Annotated in this window: 16 protein-coding genes; 5 read left to right on the top strand and 11 right to left on the bottom strand. The window is 29.0% G+C overall.

Annotated features, from left to right (window positions below; genetic code table 11):
• Positions 1–4 precede the first annotated feature (4 nt).
• Positions 5–1,996, bottom strand: a complete 1,992-nt coding sequence (locus tag J418_RS0109070) for an alkaline phosphatase family protein (RefSeq protein WP_017895408.1) — start codon at positions 1,994–1,996, stop codon at positions 5–7.
• Positions 1,997–2,339: 343 nt separating this feature from the next.
• Between J418_RS0109070 and J418_RS0109075 the strand changes: the two genes are divergently transcribed.
• Positions 2,340–2,663 (top strand): DMT family transporter, encoded by a 324-nt coding sequence (locus J418_RS0109075; protein WP_017751844.1) that lies wholly within the window; start codon positions 2,340–2,342, stop codon positions 2,661–2,663.
• A 14-nt stretch (positions 2,664–2,677) separates the two neighbouring features.
• The gene (locus J418_RS0109080) at positions 2,678–4,474 is read left to right on the top strand and encodes a DUF2207 domain-containing protein (RefSeq protein ID WP_017895409.1); all 1,797 of its coding nucleotides are present in this window, start codon (positions 2,678–2,680) and stop codon (positions 4,472–4,474) included.
• A gap of 20 nt (positions 4,475–4,494) precedes the next feature.
• On the opposite strand, the gene J418_RS0109085 is transcribed toward J418_RS0109080, so the two are convergent.
• From J418_RS0109085 to J418_RS0109125, 9 genes are all read right to left on the bottom strand, one after another.
• A complete protein-coding gene (locus tag J418_RS0109085; RefSeq protein WP_017895410.1) occupies positions 4,495–6,432 on the bottom strand; it encodes a GTP-binding protein in 1,938 nt (645 codons plus the stop codon).
• Between the two features lie 7 nt (positions 6,433–6,439).
• Positions 6,440–7,159, bottom strand: a complete 720-nt coding sequence (locus tag J418_RS0109090) for a phosphatase (protein WP_017751847.1) — start codon at positions 7,157–7,159, stop codon at positions 6,440–6,442.
• Between the two features lie 114 nt (positions 7,160–7,273).
• Positions 7,274–7,981: an ethanolamine ammonia-lyase subunit EutC gene (gene eutC, locus J418_RS0109095; protein ID WP_017895411.1), complete on the bottom strand. Its 708-nt coding sequence runs from the start codon at positions 7,979–7,981 to the stop codon at positions 7,274–7,276.
• Positions 7,982–7,995: 14 nt separating this feature from the next.
• Entirely contained in the window at positions 7,996–9,366 is a 1,371-nt protein-coding gene (locus J418_RS0109100; RefSeq protein WP_017895412.1) for an ethanolamine ammonia-lyase subunit EutB, read from the bottom strand.
• A gap of 21 nt (positions 9,367–9,387) precedes the next feature.
• Positions 9,388–10,722 (bottom strand): ethanolamine permease, encoded by a 1,335-nt coding sequence (eat, locus tag J418_RS0109105; protein ID WP_017750523.1) that lies wholly within the window; start codon positions 10,720–10,722, stop codon positions 9,388–9,390.
• Positions 10,723–10,739: 17 nt separating this feature from the next.
• A complete protein-coding gene (locus J418_RS0109110; RefSeq protein WP_017895413.1) occupies positions 10,740–12,149 on the bottom strand; it encodes an ethanolamine ammonia-lyase reactivating factor EutA in 1,410 nt (469 codons plus the stop codon).
• A gap of 266 nt (positions 12,150–12,415) precedes the next feature.
• Positions 12,416–14,167: an SEC-C metal-binding domain-containing protein gene (locus tag J418_RS0109115; RefSeq protein ID WP_017895414.1), complete on the bottom strand. Its 1,752-nt coding sequence runs from the start codon at positions 14,165–14,167 to the stop codon at positions 12,416–12,418.
• A gap of 38 nt (positions 14,168–14,205) precedes the next feature.
• The gene (locus tag J418_RS0109120) at positions 14,206–15,624 is read right to left on the bottom strand and encodes a sensor histidine kinase (protein ID WP_017895415.1); all 1,419 of its coding nucleotides are present in this window, start codon (positions 15,622–15,624) and stop codon (positions 14,206–14,208) included.
• Entirely contained in the window at positions 15,617–16,207 is a 591-nt protein-coding gene (locus J418_RS0109125; RefSeq protein ID WP_017750527.1) for an ANTAR domain-containing response regulator, read from the bottom strand. Before J418_RS0109125 ends, J418_RS0109120 begins: the two co-directional genes overlap by 8 nt.
• A 206-nt stretch (positions 16,208–16,413) precedes the next feature.
• On the opposite strand from J418_RS0109125, the gene J418_RS16955 reads away from it, so the two are divergent.
• From J418_RS16955 to J418_RS16965, 3 genes are all read left to right on the top strand, one after another.
• On the top strand, positions 16,414–16,617 hold the full coding sequence (locus tag J418_RS16955; protein WP_250637127.1) for a histidine phosphatase family protein: 204 nt from the start codon (positions 16,414–16,416) through the stop codon (positions 16,615–16,617).
• A gap of 116 nt (positions 16,618–16,733) precedes the next feature.
• The gene (locus tag J418_RS16960; RefSeq protein ID WP_335617649.1) at positions 16,734–17,039 is read left to right on the top strand and encodes a histidine phosphatase family protein; all 306 of its coding nucleotides are present in this window, start codon (positions 16,734–16,736) and stop codon (positions 17,037–17,039) included.
• A 343-nt stretch (positions 17,040–17,382) separates the two neighbouring features.
• Positions 17,383–17,514 carry a hypothetical protein gene (locus J418_RS16965; RefSeq protein WP_017750529.1) on the top strand — a complete coding sequence of 44 codons (132 nt, stop codon included), beginning with the start codon at positions 17,383–17,385 and terminating at the stop codon, positions 17,512–17,514.
• Between the two features lie 49 nt (positions 17,515–17,563).
• On the opposite strand, the gene J418_RS0109140 is transcribed toward J418_RS16965, so the two are convergent.
• Positions 17,564–19,279 carry a bifunctional diguanylate cyclase/phosphodiesterase gene (locus J418_RS0109140; protein WP_017895416.1) on the bottom strand — a complete coding sequence of 572 codons (1,716 nt, stop codon included), beginning with the start codon at positions 19,277–19,279 and terminating at the stop codon, positions 17,564–17,566.
• Positions 19,280–19,495: the final 216 nt, after the last annotated feature.

Below are 19,495 nucleotides of genomic sequence, written 5' to 3' on the forward strand. Positions count from 1 at the left end.
TAAATTATTCCTCCAATGCCTGATATATTATTCCACCTTCAGTGTTTTTAGGAACAGGAACCCCTGTAAGATGGCTTATAGTTGGAACTATATCCACCACACCAACATTTCTATCAATAATCTCACCTTTTTTTATTCCAGCTCCTACTGCCGCAAACAATGCTCTCATGGAATATCCTAAAAGTTCATGATTGCTTAATCCATTTCCGTGGCATCTTGTAAATTCAGGCTCCAGTATATAAAATATATCTCCGGAATTTTCACCACCTAGACCAAGTACCTCCATATCCTTCCTGTTTAATGCAAAACTTATTACTCTCTTTCCGGTCTTAGGATCTCTGTAATTATATAGATCATCTATTATCTTTTCTACCAAAGCATCATAATCTTCAGGAGCAACAATTCCTTCAGGATCTCTTCCTTTTAAATTCACATATATGAAGGTGGCTCTTTGAGAAATTGCAGTAGTATTTTTCCAATCTATTTGCAATTTCCCATTTTCTTCTTTTAACTTGGTATATCCAAGTTGTCCCATAATTCCTGTATTTATTCCCCACATATCTCCTATTAAAGGAAATTCTGTTTTAGGATTCTTACCTACGCCACCGTGATCTGAAACTATAAATATGGTTGTCTCCCCATCAAGTCTTTTCAACATTTCACCTATAAACTTATCGCTTAATTCATATATTTTATATATTAAATCCTGATATCTCTTATATTCTTCTGAAGTTTCCTCAAATGTATAGTCAAGATAAAAGTGATTATACATGTCTATTCCATGCATATGAATATAAAAAAGGTCCCATTCCTTATTATCCAGTAAATAGTTAATAGCTTTTACATGCCAATCATACATTTCAGTAATAGATTCAAGCATAATTTCATCAGCAGTTTTATTTAGCCTGTCATAATTGGTAGGTTGGAGCATTGGTCCTACTTTATCATATATCTCTTTTCCTATTTTATCCGGATAAAAATATTTCCCTTTATTTAAATCCAGTACAAATGAGTAATAAAATTTCAATTTACTTCCATCACTTTTAATGTCAATTACTCTTATTTTATAAGCTACTTTAGTATTTTTACCATCTATTCTATAAGTGTCATATATCCAGCTGCTCCATTCACCTGCTTTTGCTTCTCCAATAGGTTCTTCATCTTTCTTGCTGGCATATATTTTTATCTTGTTATAATTTTTTCCGTCTTCTGTTACTATAAGACCATACCTTCTAGTCATACCGCTGTTTACTGGAAGTATCACCTCCTTGGCACCATCCGGTGCATTTTTGCAGTCAGAAGCAAATTTAATAGGAGTAGTTATCTGATCAGCATTTGGAAGATCAGAAGAAGATTCTCCATTTTCTTCAGAAGTAACAATATCAGGTGCAGTATATCCATATCCATCATATTCTGATTTACTTATATCAGCTTTTACTGAATTAACTTCCCCTTCAACCCTGCAATCAGTTCCTGTATTGTCTAATATATGTGGAACTTCCTTTATAGGAAAATCTCCTTCAATGCAGTTATATACTTTTTCATAATCTATATATCCTCTTAAATTTGTATATATACTTGTTCCATCTACATATATATCATCTTCAGTTTTTGGCGGCCATGCAGTGGGGTAATTAAATAGTATGCTTTTTTTACCTGAACGAGCATAGGCCTCCCATATTGTTTCTGCTTTTAGAAGTCTCGAGTCAAAACCATAATCCAATTGATCCAACGGGTTACCAAGTGTATGATTCCAAAAACAAGTTATACCATGAGTATTCGGAAATGCTCCAGTGGCCAGAGACGCCCAATTTGGAGGTGTAATTGCAGGCAGCACACTTCTCATAGAATAATCTTTTGTTGTAACACCCTGTGATATTACTTTTTTAAAATTTGGAAGCTTACCTTCCGACACATATTTTTTTACTTGAAGTGCATCTGCTCCATCCAATCCCAATAGAAGTACTTTTTTAGTTTTTATGTTGTTATTTGACATGTTTTCCTCCTTAAATTATGGTCAACTAAAAAAGACTGGACAACAAATTTAATATACAGCATCTATGCACTGTATAAAAATTTGTCTCCAGTCTTTCTGGTCAACAATTTAGTTTAGGTACATGGTATAGCATTTAGTAGTCACTGTCAATTAATTAATGTTTATACCCCCAATAGATTTTAATTATGTAATTCACAACAATTGGCTGTATACACCTTGATAACTTAGATTACCGGTACTAATAATACCTTAATGACTTTATAGTTTCATAATAAATAGCTTGTATATTATTTTTTATATATGTTATATTATAACTATAAAGTTCACAAAAGGAGAACAGCTAATGTACTGGCTTTTTTTATTTTTAGCAATCGTACTGGAATTAATAGGCACATCACTTATGAAAATTTCCAATGGATTGACAAAATTAATTCCATCCTTAGGCATGTTTATTGCATATTTTTTATGCTTTAGTATATTTTCACTGGCCCTTAAGAAAATAGATGTGAGTATTGCATATGCCATATGGTCAGGTGTAGGAATTACGGTAATATCCATTTTGGGAGTTCTGTTTTTCAAAGAATCAATGAATATAACTAAAATAATATCTATAATTCTAATTATTACAGGAATAATAGGTTTGAATTTAAGTGGTGTAAGCCATTAATTAGGAGGTCTTAGATGAAAAAATTTCTAATATGCTTTTTTGTACTAATACTTACAATTTCACTTGTTCCTATTAAAGCTTTAGCTTCAGATGGGGTAGATCTATCAAAACTAAATATAGAAACTAAAATAGCCCAGGATGGTTCTATTAATATGGAGGAACTTATAACTTATGACTTTAAAGATAAATATAATGGAGCCTATAGAGATATATCAACTAAAAATACCGATGGTCTATACAATTTAAATGTATTACTCATATCTAAAAATGGGCAGGAAATTCCATTTAAAAAAGTAACCGATGCTAAAGATGGAGATACTGGTGTATTTGAGTTAATCAAACAGGAAAATGATCTTTATCGAATTAAAATTTATAGTCCTTCTGACAATGAAAAAAAGACTTTTAAAATATCTTATACCATGAAAAATGTTGCAATAAAATATAACGATATAGGTGAATTCTTCTATACCTACTGGTCAGATTACAATGATACAGAAATAGACAATTTAAAAATACGAATTGATAATGCTATAATTCCAGATACTAAAAATATCAGAGCATATTATCATGGAATTTCAAATGGTATGGTTTCTATCAAAAATGGGAGTATTGAATACACTTTTCCACATGTGAATTCCAATGAACTTGTAGAAACACGGGTACTTTTTCCTCTTGAATCCATTCCTCTATCTACCAATGTAAGAAATGAAAATGGATTGAGCAAAATTTTAAATGAAGAGGCAGCATACCGGGAGAAACAACAGCTTAAAATAATTCATGCCAAACTTATAAAAAAAGTATTAAATATTATAAGTTTACTAATTTGTTTTTCTCTCATTATATTAATTATTGTAATATGGATTAAATTTAGAAATAGTTATTCAGACGCATATGATACTTATTCTCCTTATGATATTCCTGAAGATTGCAGCCCTGCAGTAGCAGCATATCTTGTAAACGGAACTATAAACGGAAGAACTATATATGCCACAATACTTGATTTATGGAGAAAGGGCTATTTAAATATTGAAAAGATAGACCTGGAAAACAAACTGGATAAAGTAGATTTCATCATAAAAAAATCTAAAAGTGCAACTTCAGAACTTTTAAAACATGAAATATATTTAATGAATTGGATATTTAATATATCTGAAGATAAAAATAATGTACGGACATCATCCATAAAGGAAGCAAGCAAAGATTCAGAATTCAATGTGAAATTTCAAACATGGTTAAACCTTGTAAAAGAAGAAACTAAATTAAGAGATTATTATGATAAAAAAGCCAGCCATATTGGTAAGTGGCTAACTGCAATCTCTATTTCAACTATAGTTATTTCCATTATAGCTCTTGTTTTTACAGCTTATTGGGGAATATTATGTCTAATCCTATCAATATTCACATTGATTTGTGGAATACATTATTGGTTAAGAAAAAGCCCTAATGGAAATTTGCAATATACTAGATGGATAAAATTTAAAAAATATATAAAGGATACTGACTTTACTTATACTGATGATACAGATTACATGGAAAAGTATATTCCATATGCTGAGGCTCTTAATATGAATAAATCATGTATGCTAAAATTCAAAGATGCATTTAATGATACTTCCCAAAATATGGGATGGATATACTATTATCTACTATTCAACACTTTAAATCTGAATAAAAATCAACACTTTAATAATTATATGTATGGTTGTTTTGGTATGGGATACTCTGGTATGGGTAGTTCTGCCAGTTCAAGCAGTAATTACGGAGGTTCAAGTAGTGGCAGTGCCGGCGGTGGAGGTGCCGGAGGATTTTAGTGGATTCTTTGAATCCACTTTTATTTTAGACAGTGCATATATCTTTCAACATCTTTTCCCTCTACTAAAAATGGCTGACCTTTTGAACAGAATACAGAAGAAGATGTATACTCAATATCAGAATTTTTATTGTACCCTATTTTTTTAACGATTTCTTCTCCATTATGACATATGTCATATCCATCAAAGACCATGCTAATTTTACCCTTACCTTTAGTAAATGATGTTAATTCCAAGCTATAATTCATTAATGCAGCCACAGGTCCCCTGCCTTCTATAATAACTGTATTGCCAGAAATTCCAGGAGTCTCAAAAACACCGTTTAATCTCTGTATATCTGATAAAATTCTACCCATATAATCCACATTAGCTTTTATATTAAACCTGTAAAATGGTTCAAGTAATATATTTTGTGCATTTTCCAGTCCCTGTCTAATTGCTCTGAAAGTAGCTTCTCTAAAGTCTCCACCACATGTATGTTTTATATGTGATCTTCCATCTACTAATGTTATATTCAAGTCAGTTACAGGTGAACCTGTCAATATACCATGATGCTCCCTTTCATAAATATGCTTTTGAATCAATTTTTGATAGTTAATACCAAGAGTATCTACATTACATTGACTTTTAAATGTGATTCCAGCATTTCTTTGACCTGGTTCAAGTTTAAGATAAACCTCTGCATAGTGTCTTAAAGGCTCAAAATGCCCACATCCATAACTACTTGACATAATTGTTTCCTTATATAAAATCTCGCAAGGCCCAAAATCCACATCCATATCGAATCTTTCATGTACAAATTCCTTTAAAACCTGAATTTGAATAATACCCATAATAGTAATCTGCATTTCCTGTAGTTTTTCATTCCATATAACTTTTAGTGAAGGATCCTCTTCTTCTAAAATATTGAAATATTTTAAAACATCCCTGCTATTTAAGCTTTCATCAAACAATACTTTGGATCTTAAGGTTGGTATCATTTTATATCTAATGTTGCCCTTAAAGTTTCCAATTCCACAACCTATATATGCAGATGGCATTCCTTTCACCGCTATTAATTGCCCAGCTGCAGCTCTATCTACATTTTTGAATTTCATACCATTATATATTCTCATTTCACTTATTTTTTCAGTACTTGGTGCTATTTCTTCACGTATTTTTAAAGTCCCACTTAAAATTTTTATATAAGCCAATTTATTTCTCTGTTCATCATGTCTTATTTTATATACAAATCCACTAAGTTTGTCTTCATCATTATATCGGGTAAAAGTCAACTGGTCTAGATTTTCCAAAAAGCTGTCTATTCCAATATTCTGTAGAGCCGAACCACTCATACATGGAAATACTTTATTATCTACTATCATTTTCATAAATGAGTTAAGCCAAATATCATCTTCATAATCTTCCTCTATATATTTTTCAACAAGTGCATCATTTCTTTCTGCAATAAATTCTGCGATTTTTCTGTCAAATTTTTTCTTTTTTATTGGTTTTGATATAAAACATATATCTTCAGTTAAATTTGATTTAATATCTTTAATTACAGTTTGAATGTTAGCACCTTCTCTATCCATCTTATTTATAAAAAAGAAAGTAGGTATATTATGACTTCTAAGCAACTGCCATACTATTTCTGTCTGGGATTGAATCCCATCTGCTGCACTTATTATCAAAATTGCATAGTCCAGTATTTCAATAGCCCTTTCCATTTCAGAAGAAAAATCCATATGTCCAGGAGTATCTATCAAATAATATGTAGAAAAATTATATTGAAAAACCGCCTGATCTGAAAATACAGTGATTCCTCTTTCCTTCTCTATACTGTTACTATCCAAAAATGAATCCTTATGATCAACTCTTCCTATAGTTCTTATACTCTTTGTATTATATAGAATTTGTTCTGCAAATGTAGTCTTACCAGCATCCACATGTGCAAACAATCCTATTGTCTTATTCATATTATAATCACCTAGTACTTCTACTTTTTATAAAATTAAAAAACTCTGTCTTGTTTCTATTTATAATCAGTTCTTCAGGCATATCTATACTTTTCAGCATTTTTAACGCAGCATCAAAGTTTCCTATATGAAAACAACAGTGGGCATCACTGTTTAATATTATTTTTACATTGTATTTTTTACATAAAAGAGCTACCTTTGTGCAAATTTTTTCACTTCCAATTCTTGATCTCACCAATGAACTGTTATTTATTTCAATAAGTACATTTTTTTCTTTTGCCTTCTTGACTACCTCTTCTTCATGAATTGGAAAACTGGGATTACCACAGTGACCTATAATAGACACATAAGGATTATCCATTGCACCTAAAAAAGCACTTGTATTTAAATCCGGGTTATTATTTGGTTTCATTACCGGATCATGTATACTAGCTATCATTACATCAAGCTTCTGCTGTATTTCTGTTGGAAGGTCTATATTGCCTTCATAATCAACAATATTTGCCTCTGAACCATAAAGCATAGTAACACCATAAAGCTCCTTTGGCAAAACTTTAAGATTTCCAAAATACCATTCATGTGGTGCTCCCGGCATGCTTGGAGCATGATCTGTAGTACCTAGAATTTCAAGGCCCTTTTCACTGGCATATTTTGCATTCTCAAATAATGTATTATAAGCATGTCCGCTTGCTATAGTATGTGTATGTATATCAATAGGATATTTCATAAATTAATTCCTCCATTCATATTCTGAAGCATATACTTTAAATTATAACTTAAAAAATTAATTGTAACAAATAAGCATTGGATATTATCATACCCAATGCTTATTACAAATTTTTTATACTTTTAAATCAATACCACTTTTCTTTTCTCTCATCATTAAGTCTATCAAATGTACTATCTGTGCTCCTGCCTCTACTGGAGGTGTGCCATTTCTGTGTATATTGGAAACTACCGTTCTTTGGGATTCCGGTTTTGAGGTGCTGGATTCATATGCCATATAGCTGCTCATACTCTCACCTGTAGCAAGACCAGGTCTCTCACCTATTAATATTATTGTAACTTTTGCATTCAAAACCTCACTTATCTCATCCATAGTAGCTACTCTGGCATATTTTACAAATATAGGGGTTCCTATTTTGTAACCCTTGGCTTTCAATCCATCTGCCATTATATAGTATATATCTTCCAAATTCACAGTAATAGCGGGGGAACTTAATCCATCTCCAGCTATTATCTGAACATCTGGACTGTATTTACAATTCTGCTTTATATATTCCAATGTTTCATTGGAAAATTTTCTTCCCAAATCAGGTCTTTGTATATACTCTTCTTTATTTTTTACCAATGTCTGTACTTTTAAAAATTTAAGTTTGTCTATAACAGCTTCATCTACATAAGACCAGACGGCATCCATTGCAACTGCATGATCAGCCCTTAGTTTCAAAAGTGTTTTCGTCTTGTATCTAGCACCAGCTCTTCCGACACAAATTCTAGCCGTGGTAGACTTTTTCATAGATTCATATACTTCATAACTATCTTCCATATTTTCACCTCATCTTAGACCATTTGCTTTTTTAAGAATACAGCAGGATCTCCTGCCTTCTCTGTAAGTTTTCCATTCTTTAGAATTCCTATTTGTTCAAGTCTATTTTCAAATTCCTTAATTGGTGTTTTCCCTGAAATTTCCCTTAAAGTTGCAATATCATGATAACTTGTGGATTGATACATAAGCATCACATCATCAGCACATGGAACTCCCATAAAATATGTGCAACCAGCATTAGTTAAAAGTATAGATAAATTATCCATATCATTTTGATCTGCTTTCATATGGTTCGTATAACATACATCAACCCCCATGGGAAGTCCTGTAAGTTTTCCCATAAAATGATCCTCAAGTCCTGCTCTTATGACTTGTTTTCCATCATATAAATATTCAGGTCCAATAAATCCTACAACCGTATTTACTAAAAATGGATTATAGCGTTTTGCAAACCCATAACATCTAGCTTCCATAGTAAGCTGATCAGCACCATTATTCCCATTAGATGAAAGTTCAGAACCCTGTCCGGTTTCAAAATACATAAAATTTTCTCCTTTAGAATTCTTTTTTTCTTTCATAAGTAAATAAGCTTCATCCATAATATCTTTATCTATTCCAAAACTCCTGTTTGATATTTCAGAACCCGCAATACTTTGAAATAAAAGATCCATTGGTACCCCTCTTTTTAATACCTCCATCTGAGTTGTTACATGGGCAAGTACACAATTCTGTGTTGGAATATTCCATTCATTAGTAAACTCATTAAACTTTCTCAATATTCTAGATACGCTGTCTATACTATCATTTACTGGATTTAGCCCTATGACAGCATCCCCTACTCCATAGCTTATTCCTTCCATAACAGATGCCATTATTCCATCTATATCATCTGTTGGATGATTAGGTTGAAGTCTTGCTGAAAGAGTACCTCTCTCTCCTATCTTTGTATTGCAAAATGCTGTATTACAAAATTTTTGTGCTGAATATACAAGGTCCATATTAGTCATAAGCTTTGTAACGGCTGATATCATCTCAGAAGTAAGTCCATTTTTTACAGACTTTATGTTTTCCTCTGAAGAACTAAGTATGAATTCTCTAAATTCTCCAACTGTCATAGATTTAATTTTATTATAACTTTTTTCATCAACTGCATCCTGTATTATTCTCGTAACTTCATCATTTTCATATGGAACAACAGGATTATTTCTAAGTTCACCGAGAGTAATATCAGATAACACGATTTTTGCTGCAACTCTTTCAGCTGTACTGTTGGCAGCAATTCCAGCAAGCAAATCTCCTGATTTTTCTTCATTTGCCTTAGCCAAAACATCTTTTACGTCCTTAAATTTATATATTTTATTGAATAAATTAGTTTTTAAATTCATAAAATCACCTGTTTCATATATTTAAATAGCTTTATCTTGTTCATCCATCTTAGTTACTTCATCATTTTTAGAGGATGAATTTTTAAATTTTGAATATAGAAAATAATATACAATAGCAATCAAATAAGCACCTACCACAAAAGCTACAGTTGAAATATTAGAATATCCAACAGTTATAAGTAATACAGCATCTAATACAAGAGATATAACTGGTAATGAATATGAAACTTTATATGGTCTTTCAAGATTAGGTTCTTTTCTTCTTAAAATAAGCAATGAAATCATACTTATAGCATGAAGTGCAATTGCACCAAAACTTGATATTACTATAATTACTGCAGTACTATTTAAAAGTACAAATAACATGCCTATAATACTTGGTATGATTATAGCTACCATTGGAGAACCTTTTTTATTTATTCTTGATAAAAATTCAGGTAGATATCTGGACCTTGACATTGCGAATATCTGTCTTGAATATCCCATTATTATTCCATGAAGACTAGCTACAAGTCCAAAGAGACCTACAAAACTCATTAACTTTGAAAATACATTTCCTTTACCATATATAGCATCCAATGCATCTGGAAGTGGTGAATCTGTGGAACCAAGTACTTTACTATCCAGTACTCCAGATGTACATACAAAAGTAACAAGTGCCAAAATTACAAGTGTAAGTATTGCAAGAATAAAACCTTTTGGTACGTCTTTTTTGGGATTTTTACACTCCTCTGCTGACATTGCACCACCTTCTGCTGCTAGATAAAACCATATTGCAAAGGGAATAGCATTGAATATTCCTTTAAATCCTCCTCTAAAAGCATTCTGGCCTATTATCTTTGTAGTATCGATATGAGTAAAACTAGCACCTGCAAATATTACAAGTCCAACAATTGCAACAATAGTTACAACAGTCTCAATTATTGCAGCAGTTTTAACTCCACCACAATTTATAATGACAAAAATTCCATAAGCTACAAGTGCTGCTGGTATTATTGGAACAACTGGTACAATAAAGTGAATGTAAGCTCCAATGGATATTGCTATTGCAGGTGTCGCAAATAAGAATTCAACAATAGATGAAAATCCAGCGAAAAATCCTCCAAACCTTCCCATTGCCCTTGTTGCATATTCAGAAGATCCGCCTGCATCAGGTATTGCTGTTGCTAATTCTGCATAACTAAACATAAAAGCCGTATAAAAAAGTGTTACAACTGCTATTGCTACTATAAAACCTACTGGTCCTACAAATGCAAGTGCATTATTCCAGCCAAAATACATCCCTGATATAACCATGCCAACTATAATAGCCCAAAGCTGAAATGGTGATAGTGTCTTCTTTAATTTATTACTCATTTAAAATCTCCTCCCAATTAACTATTAAAAATCAATGTTTTTACCACAACAGGTATAGCACCTGCTATAGGTTTTCCAATATCAATGTAATCTCCATTACTAGTTGAAATCCCATCTATGCATATAATATCTTTATTGTTATATTTACTTTTTATTGTTTGTCCCAAAGCCTTTGCAAAATCATTTTCTACAACAACTATTATTAGTTGACTTTTTAAAACTTCAAATGATTTAACTATTCCACATGCCATTGTTTGTATTTGCTTGTAAGAAGGGCTTTCTGGTCCTCTAAATGCAATTGCAACTAATGTATCTGTATACATTTTTATTTTACTTGTAATATATTTATATATAGATTCTTCATTTGACAAGATTTTATCCTCAAGTTTTATTATTGGAGTATTCTTTATAGGTAATATATCCTCATCAAAAGCTATTGTACTACCACTTATTTTTATAGAATGACTACCTGCCCCTATCACAGTAGCTCGTATTTTTTCTTTTGACTCTATAATTCTATATCTTTTGTCTTTTAAAAAATCCCTTATAGAACTTCCAAGAAGCGGCCCTATATCTCCATATTTTATTACATCTGATAGTTTATCGACCATATAGTTGCTATATATAAATTCAGCGACTCCTCCAGAGAACATAAATATTTCGGGTTTTATCTTTCTATTTTCATGTCCTATAAAAAGATCATTTTCCTCTTTAGATAAATTTTTATTATTGGCAATTTTCATAATAATATTTATAAATGAATTCACAAGTAACCTTAATTCTTTAAGTTCAGGTTTTATTCCAATTCGTAAATTTAGCCTCAATATATCTATTAGTTTGAATATTTTTGATGAGATATAAGTTATAATTCCTTTCTCATCAAACTGTATAAGTCTTCCTCCTATATTCAGTGCAAAAGAGTCTACAGGTTCCCCTTTATAAAACACAACAGCATTAGTAGTTCCTCCACCTATATCAAAATTTATTACTTTATCTATAATACCTTTGGAAACTTTAGAAGCTCCTGCTCCAAAACCTGCTAGTACCGCTTCTAAATCGCCACCTGCAGTAGCTACTACAAAATCCCCTGCAAAATCAGAGAGTGCTTTCAAAACTTGTTCAGCATTTTCTTTTCTTGCGGTTTCTCCAGTTATAATTATTGCACCAGTAGAAATATCTTTTTTCTTTATACCTGCTTTTTCATATTCCAGTAATATCAGATTTTTTAATTTATTCAAATCTATTTTTTCTTTTGTTAGTAGAGGAGTAAAATATACATTGCTTTTATAAATTACAACCTTTTTAGTAATTTTAACTTTTGGTACAAGAAAACTACTTGCTGTATTCTGCACTGTTATTTCACTGAATATAATTTGTGTAGTAGTAGTACCAATATCAATTCCTACACTTAATATCTTATCCTGCATTATTTTATTTCACCCCCTTTTTATAGAGTTTATAAAAATAAAATGGAACCCAAAACACCTACATGTTTTAAGCTCCATTGCTTATTAAACCAATATTAATTTCCAATATTACACTAAAATTATAAACTTAAATAAATGCTCCGTTGCACTTCATCTATAATTTATATTAAGTCTACCATAATAATGTGTTAATGTAAAGTGGATTTTAGTATTAATTTAATAATATAATTCATTTATGTACTGATATTTATCAATAAATAGCGAAATTATTTCCTTCCGCAGCAATTCTTGTATTTTTTCCCACTTCCACAAGGGCATAAATCATTTCTTCCTATTTTTATTTTGTTTTGTACTGTATTATAATTAAGTTCTTCAATTGTATATCCTTTTGTAATCCATTGTCTCGTATTATTGGAAAAATAGCATATTTCATTTGTAATGTGAGCGGCTTGTTCTACTTTTTCGAATTTAAAATCACCTATAAGATTTAAAACCATTTCATCAAAATCTTCCCCATTTTTTATACTAATCTCTAAATTATACATAAGGCTTTCTACTGAAGATTTACTTAAATTCAAATTGTTTATTAGATAATTTGAAAGTCTTCTATAAGATTTAGTTCTGTCTATAAAACCAGGTTTTGAAGAACTTAACAACTGCTGCTTTTTAAAAGGATAAAAATTTAAATTACGTTTTTCATTGCGTTTATTTAATATATATGAAATATCCTTTACATATATATTGCATCCTATACCATTTCTGAATTTAAATATACCATAGTATTCAGAGGCATTTTCCATGATTATATCCAAATTAAAATCTGATAAATTATAATTTACATAAGATTTAGCTAATATTCTAAAGTCATTTATATTCAATACACCATAGTAAAAACACATTCCACAAAATAATTTTATCAATTCTTCATTTTTCTTAAGTCTATTTTGAAGATTATTTTTATTTCTTATTATTTCTTCTAATTCCTGGGGAACTATTATACTCCTTTTACCATTTATTATACCGTTAAATAAAACAGCCCTATTTTTAAAATACATAATTTTATCTATATGAGAATTGTCATTTCTATATTCACTATTATTTAAATAATTTAAAATATAATGAAATCTAGCAATGTCTATGTTGTCTATGAATACATTCATTCTATCTTTATATACAGACTTTATTATATTTTTTAAATCGTCTTTTTTTAAACCAGATACCTTTTTTATATATAAATTTTTACAAATATCCAACAATTGCTTTTTAGTAAGTCTTTCTAAATGATATGTCAAATCAAAATTTTCATCTATCTTGTCCCATAAACATGCATCATCTTCTAAAACTTCGGGTAAATAGGGAACTTCGTTATATTTATTTCCATGATATGAACATACACGATCCCTTGGAGAATTTTCATATTCTAATTTTTCTATCATTTCTACATTTCTAAATGCCTTTTTGCTGCACTTTACACATAAATACTCCTGATTTTCATAATCATAGTATTCTGCTTTTCTGTCACATTCTGCACATAATATATCAGGTTTATTATTTCTTGCCATTATCTCTATCTTATTTTTTGTTTTTAACCATTTGATTTCATTTATAACCTTTATTTTTAAATATGTAGTATTTCCAAGATCATATTCATAATCTATATCATCTTTTAATTTTATTATATTCTTAATAATTACATTCATATTATTCTTAGATCTATTCCATATTTCATCCGTATCAATTTCCGAATCATAATTTTCTCCATGTATACTAAATCTGCTTAAATGTCCACAACATTCAACCCAAATATTTCTTAAGAATCTATCTAAATCTTTTAATTTCGCCTCCTTGTCTATATTTATATACAACCAGTAATCAGGATTGTATCTAGCCTCTATAAACAATATAAACTTACCTGCACTATTTACAGAAGATTTATCTAGCCTATTGCAGTTTTTTAAGTGTCTTGACATTCCTGATTTGGTGAATTCATTATTACAATAATAACATTTTCCTTTCATATTGACCTCCTTATAAAGTATACCTATTAATTATAATATTAAGAGATCAAAAATGAAAATATGATTTTCGTTCCACTATTGTTTGATTCAATATTTATATCTCCATTCAATTTATCTTTTACCATACTTTTTACTATATCCAAACCAAGGCTTTGATGCTTTGCTGACTTAATATCAAATCCAATTCCATTGTCAATTACAGATATATTAGAATACATAATTCCCCTGTTTATAACTATTTCTATGTATCCTTCATCTTTATAAACAAATGCATGTTCAAATGCATTTGACAGTAATTCATTTATAATAATGGCTATGGAGGTTGCTTTATCAGAATTTACATAAAAGCTATCTCCAATCAAATTTATAATTATATTTTTATTATTCTGTATAGATGATCTTATAGCATTATTTTTGATTTTATCCAATATATTCTTTATATCCACATCATCTATACCATTTTTAGCCAATACTTCATGGGTAGCTGCTATACTAAGTATTCTTCCTATACTATCATTAAAAGCTTTTTTTGCCTGGGTATTTTCTATTCTTCTTGATTGAAGTCTTAGAATACTGGCTATAGTCTGTAAATTATTTTTAACTCTATGATGAATTTCCCGTATTGCTACTGATTTTAAAACAATCTCTTTTTCCTTCTCTCGTATATCCGTTATATCTTTAATAAGCATAATTACTCCAAGTCCCCCATTTGATGTTTTCGCCAATGCATATTTTATCTGCAAAGAAAACTTTCCTACTGTTACTTCTGAAGATATAGATTTATTTTCACTTATAATGTTTATAAAATTAATTTTACTCAATACAAGATTATGAAATTTCATTCCTATTATTTTATCCTTGTATCCAAGTTTTTTATATAAGTTTTCAGCAATATAGTTGGCATATATAGAATATCCATTTTTATCAAATATAACTATAGCATCATTAATAAGATTAAAATCAAGGGAATTTTGTAAATCAGGCTGACTAAAATTCATAATAGTCTCAGTTAGCTGTTCTGTAGTTTCAGATAGTATTTCCATGTTTCTATTTTTACTTACATCTTCAGTTACATCTCTTTCCATTATCAATACACCAATTACCCTACCCACATTGTTCTTAATAGGAACAGTATTTTGTTTAACCACTCTATTTTCCTGGGTAACGGCTTTTAAATCTGAAGTTCCCATACCTACTTCAAGTGTTCTAAGAGCTGCCGGTTCATTTTCTCTTAAAGCAAGCTTTCCCACAACTGAATTTTTATATAATGACAAATTATTTGGAGGCTTTGCCTCTCCAACCACAATAGCTTTATCAGAACTTTTAATCAAACAATCTATAAATATATCTGCTCTTACTAAGTCAGAAATGATTTTTATGTATTTTTCCATGTCTTCTAATATACATATATCCTCATGAGGTAAATCTGTATATTTTTCACACAATTTTCTAAGCATTTTTATTTGCCTTTCTATACTTTCTAACTAATCTTGTTGACGTTTCTAGAATAGATTTTTGCCCATCCATGCTTAATTTTCTTATTTGTCTGTAAGCATCATTTTCCTTCAGGGAGTACTTATCCATTAATATTTCCTTTGCCTGATGTATGATTTTAATATTTTTTGCTGTATCTTTGGCTTCAATTATTTCATTCCTAATATTTCTTATCTCTTTACCCTTTGAAATTGCTATTTCAATCTGAGGAATTAAATTTCTTTCATCTATAGGTTTTACAATGTAGCCAATAGCTCCAACTTCTTTTACCTTGTCAATAAATTCACTTCCACTATAAGCTGTAAGCATAACTATTGCATCTACAATGTTTTCATCAATTAGTATTTTTGAAGCTTGTATTCCATCTAATTTAGGCATTTTTATATCCATAATTACCAAATCAGGTTTGTATATTCTACATAGATCCACAGCTTGAAGTCCATCGGCTGCCTTTCCAACTACATCATAACCAGAAGATATAAGCATTTCAGAAATATCCATTCTTGTAATTGGCTCATCTTCTGCTAATACTATTTTATCTTTCATATGTAAAAACCACCTTTCACCATATAAGCAAAACAATTATGGTAAAATCATAAAATAATTATTTATAATTTTATCACAAAATCATGTGTATAACTATTATATTTTCATATAATAAGCTAAAAAAATATTAATCATACTTTTCTAGCTTATTTTAAATATTATTGTCAATAATATTTAATAAACATATTTTAAGGAGATATTGTGTAATGAAATTAACTAGAACAGAAGTATTGTTAATACGGCATGGTGAAACTTTATGGCATAAATTGGGGAAGTTACAAGGAAATTTTGATATAGATCTATCCTCTGATGGTATGATACAAGCTGAATATTTGGCTCAAAAATTAGATGGAAAATTTGACTTCATATATTCAAGTCCCATGAAGTGTGCAAAAAAACTGCAGAAATAATTTCAAAAGGTACTGAAAAATCTATTAATACGATAAATGATTTACGTGATATACATTTTGGTGAATGGTAAGGGTTAACTAAAGCTGAAATTTTCAACAACTATAAAGTTCAATATATTAACTGGAAAACTACTGGCATAGGAAAAACTATGTGCAACAGAAATTTAAATCTTAAAATAGCTTGTAAAAGAGCTAAAACCGCTATTCTTTCATTGATTAAAATACATGAACATGAACGAATTGTTGTAGTTGCCCATAAAGGCATAATAAAAGCCGGATTAATGGGATTATTGGAATGGAATTTAAATATGTATAATAAAATAATACTTTTAAATACTTCCATATGCCAATTGTCCTTTAACGAAAGCTTGACTCCTTCTATTTTTACATTGAATGATGATTCTCATTTAAAATGGAGTTGAATGCCCCTTAATTATATATTCATCTCTTTTCTCTGATATTAAACTGAATATGAAGATATGATAATTTATTTTCAAATACTATTACCAATCTATCATATCTGAATTTTCTTAATATTTAAATATTTAATATATCAATAAAACGATACAACAAATAACATATATTTATAAACTCATTATAAACATTTAATGTCGATTCATGGCTTATTTTACGCTTTTTATTGTTGACATAAAATTAGTTAAATTCTGATTATTAATAAATAAACTATTAATCCTTTAATTTTATTGACAATTTTTAATTTTTGATATACAATAAATGTGTAGTAAATGAAAGGTGGTGAAATGAATGAAAGAATTGAACAATAAAAAACCAAATTTAATAACTCCAGAAGTTATCAATGAATGTCTTTGTGAATCATTTGGAGATATTGAAAAAAGTGCTCAAGCACATAAAAAAATCAGGAAACAATTAAATTAGCCTTTTAAGTACAGGCTATTCTATTTTTAATAAAAATAGAATAGATGTATTAAAAGGTTTTTTTAATACAATCTATATTGAATTCCCCTCTATTACTTTTATCTTTCAAAATCTTATTTAATTTCTCTGAGTTTAAAGGTTTGCTAAATATAAATCCCTGTATTTTATTACATCCTATACTTTTTAGATATCTTAGTTGTTTATCTGTTTCTACCCCTTCTGCTACTATATCAATATTTAAATCATGGCTTAAAGCAACAATATGATTTATAATTATTAGATGTTTTTCATGTATTTTTATACTGTCTATAAAAGATTTATCTAATTTTATACCATCAACAGGTAAATATGTTAAATAGTTTAACGAGGAGTACTTTGTTCCAAAATCATCTATAAATATCTTAACTCCTATTTTCTTTATTTCAAACAAGACTCTAAGTATTGATTTTGATTTTTCTACCAGAACTCTTTCCGTAATTTCAAAACATATATATCTAGGATCTATTTTCATATCCTTCAATGTAGAAGTTACATAACTTACAAATCTTTTATCTTCAAGCTGCATTTTAGATATATTAACTGACATGTGAATATCTTTATATCCTAATGACTCCATTTTTTTCATTTGGATACATGATTCATAGAATACAAATTTACCTATTTCATTTATCATACCATTTTTCTCAACAATATCTATAAACTGATTTGGTAATCTCATACCTGAAGGATGATTCCACCTTATCAATGCTTCTACACCATAAATTTCTTTTTCATGAATATCAACTTGAGGTTGATAATAAACTACAAACTCTTTATTTGATATTGCCGTCCTCAATTCATTCTCAATTTTAATATTGTTTAAAATCTCTATATTCATTTCTTTATTATAAATTTTATATTTATTATTGCCATTTCTTTTAGCATTATTTAGAGCTATATTGGAATATTTAAATATGTTCTCTATATCTTTTACTCTTTTAGTAAATAAAAAAATACCTATACATACTGTTACAAAAATTTTTTCTTTATTAATATTAAATAACCTATTAAACAATCCTAAAAATTTTTCAGCTTTCAATTTTATATCTAAAACATTTCCGTAATCAACTATTACAACACAAAATTTACTTCCTTCAAGTTTACACAACATATCCTTAAATTCCAAACTACTTTTTAATATAAAAGCTATTTTTCTTAATAATGTTTGTACTACTTTATCTTTATAAACGTCATTTATTTTTTCAAAATTGTCAATATCAATACTAAATACTGCTATTTTTCTATCATTTAAAATAGATTTATTAATAAATCTATTTAACTGCATTGTTAAAAACAACCTATTGGGAATACTAGTTATTTCATCATAATATTTTAAATATTCAAGGTCAGATTTATATATTTTTTTATCAGTAATGTCAGAAATATAATTAATAATTAAAGTATTATATTTACCATCTGAAAAAATTCTACCTTTATGTAAAACCCATTTGATTTTTTGAGATTTAGTTATAATTCTATATTCACATTGAAAATACTTAGAATTTTCACTTATAAACTTCATCAAACAATTATCAATTATTTTTATATCATCAGGACATATAACTTTTATAAGCTCATTAAAAAAATTAGCATTTTGTTTAATATTATATTCGGTAATATTCTTCCACATTTTAGATATACTGAATTTATTATCTTCCATATTCCATTTTACTGTAAATCCATTAATATTATCTAATATGAATTTTTTTTCTTCTTCGATTGACAACTATTACACCCCCCCTTATAAAATAATACTGTCATTAAGTTTGATTCCAATTATTGTATCCTTATAAAATTATATAAGCCCTTATCTGTAATTTTGATATTATCAAAGCAACTTATCACTATAAATATACAATAATAAATATAATTTTTGATATTATTAAATAATAAATATATTATAGAATACTATAATTACTTTGTTTAAATATTTCATTTTATG

The sequence above is a fragment of the Clostridium tyrobutyricum DSM 2637 = ATCC 25755 = JCM 11008 genome, from assembly GCF_000359585.1.
In the GTDB taxonomy this organism is placed as follows: domain Bacteria; phylum Bacillota; class Clostridia; order Clostridiales; family Clostridiaceae; genus Clostridium_B; species Clostridium_B tyrobutyricum.

Excerpts from the sequence above, each read along its gene's own strand:
- J418_RS0109070 (WP_017895408.1), bottom strand. The coding sequence starts at position 1,996 with ATGTCAAATAACAACATAAAAACTAAAAAAGTACTTCTATTGGGATTG.
- J418_RS0109075 (WP_017751844.1), top strand. The coding sequence starts at position 2,340 with ATGTACTGGCTTTTTTTATTTTTAGCAATCGTACTGGAATTAATAGGC.
- J418_RS0109080 (WP_017895409.1), top strand. The coding sequence starts at position 2,678 with ATGAAAAAATTTCTAATATGCTTTTTTGTACTAATACTTACAATTTCA.
- J418_RS0109085 (WP_017895410.1), bottom strand. The coding sequence starts at position 6,432 with ATGAATAAGACAATAGGATTGTTTGCACATGTGGATGCTGGTAAGACT.
- J418_RS0109090 (WP_017751847.1), bottom strand. The coding sequence starts at position 7,159 with ATGAAATATCCTATTGATATACATACACATACTATAGCAAGCGGACAT.
- eutC (WP_017895411.1), bottom strand. The coding sequence starts at position 7,981 with ATGGAAGATAGTTATGAAGTATATGAATCTATGAAAAAGTCTACCACG.
- J418_RS0109100 (WP_017895412.1), bottom strand. The coding sequence starts at position 9,366 with ATGAATTTAAAAACTAATTTATTCAATAAAATATATAAATTTAAGGAC.
- eat (WP_017750523.1), bottom strand. The coding sequence starts at position 10,722 with ATGAGTAATAAATTAAAGAAGACACTATCACCATTTCAGCTTTGGGCT.
- J418_RS0109110 (WP_017895413.1), bottom strand. The coding sequence starts at position 12,149 with ATGCAGGATAAGATATTAAGTGTAGGAATTGATATTGGTACTACTACT.
- J418_RS0109115 (WP_017895414.1), bottom strand. The coding sequence starts at position 14,167 with ATGAAAGGAAAATGTTATTATTGTAATAATGAATTCACCAAATCAGGA.
- J418_RS0109120 (WP_017895415.1), bottom strand. The coding sequence starts at position 15,624 with ATGCTTAGAAAATTGTGTGAAAAATATACAGATTTACCTCATGAGGAT.
- J418_RS0109125 (WP_017750527.1), bottom strand. The coding sequence starts at position 16,207 with ATGAAAGATAAAATAGTATTAGCAGAAGATGAGCCAATTACAAGAATG.
- J418_RS16955 (WP_250637127.1), top strand. The coding sequence starts at position 16,414 with ATGAAATTAACTAGAACAGAAGTATTGTTAATACGGCATGGTGAAACT.
- J418_RS16965 (WP_017750529.1), top strand. The coding sequence starts at position 17,383 with ATGAAAGAATTGAACAATAAAAAACCAAATTTAATAACTCCAGAAGTT.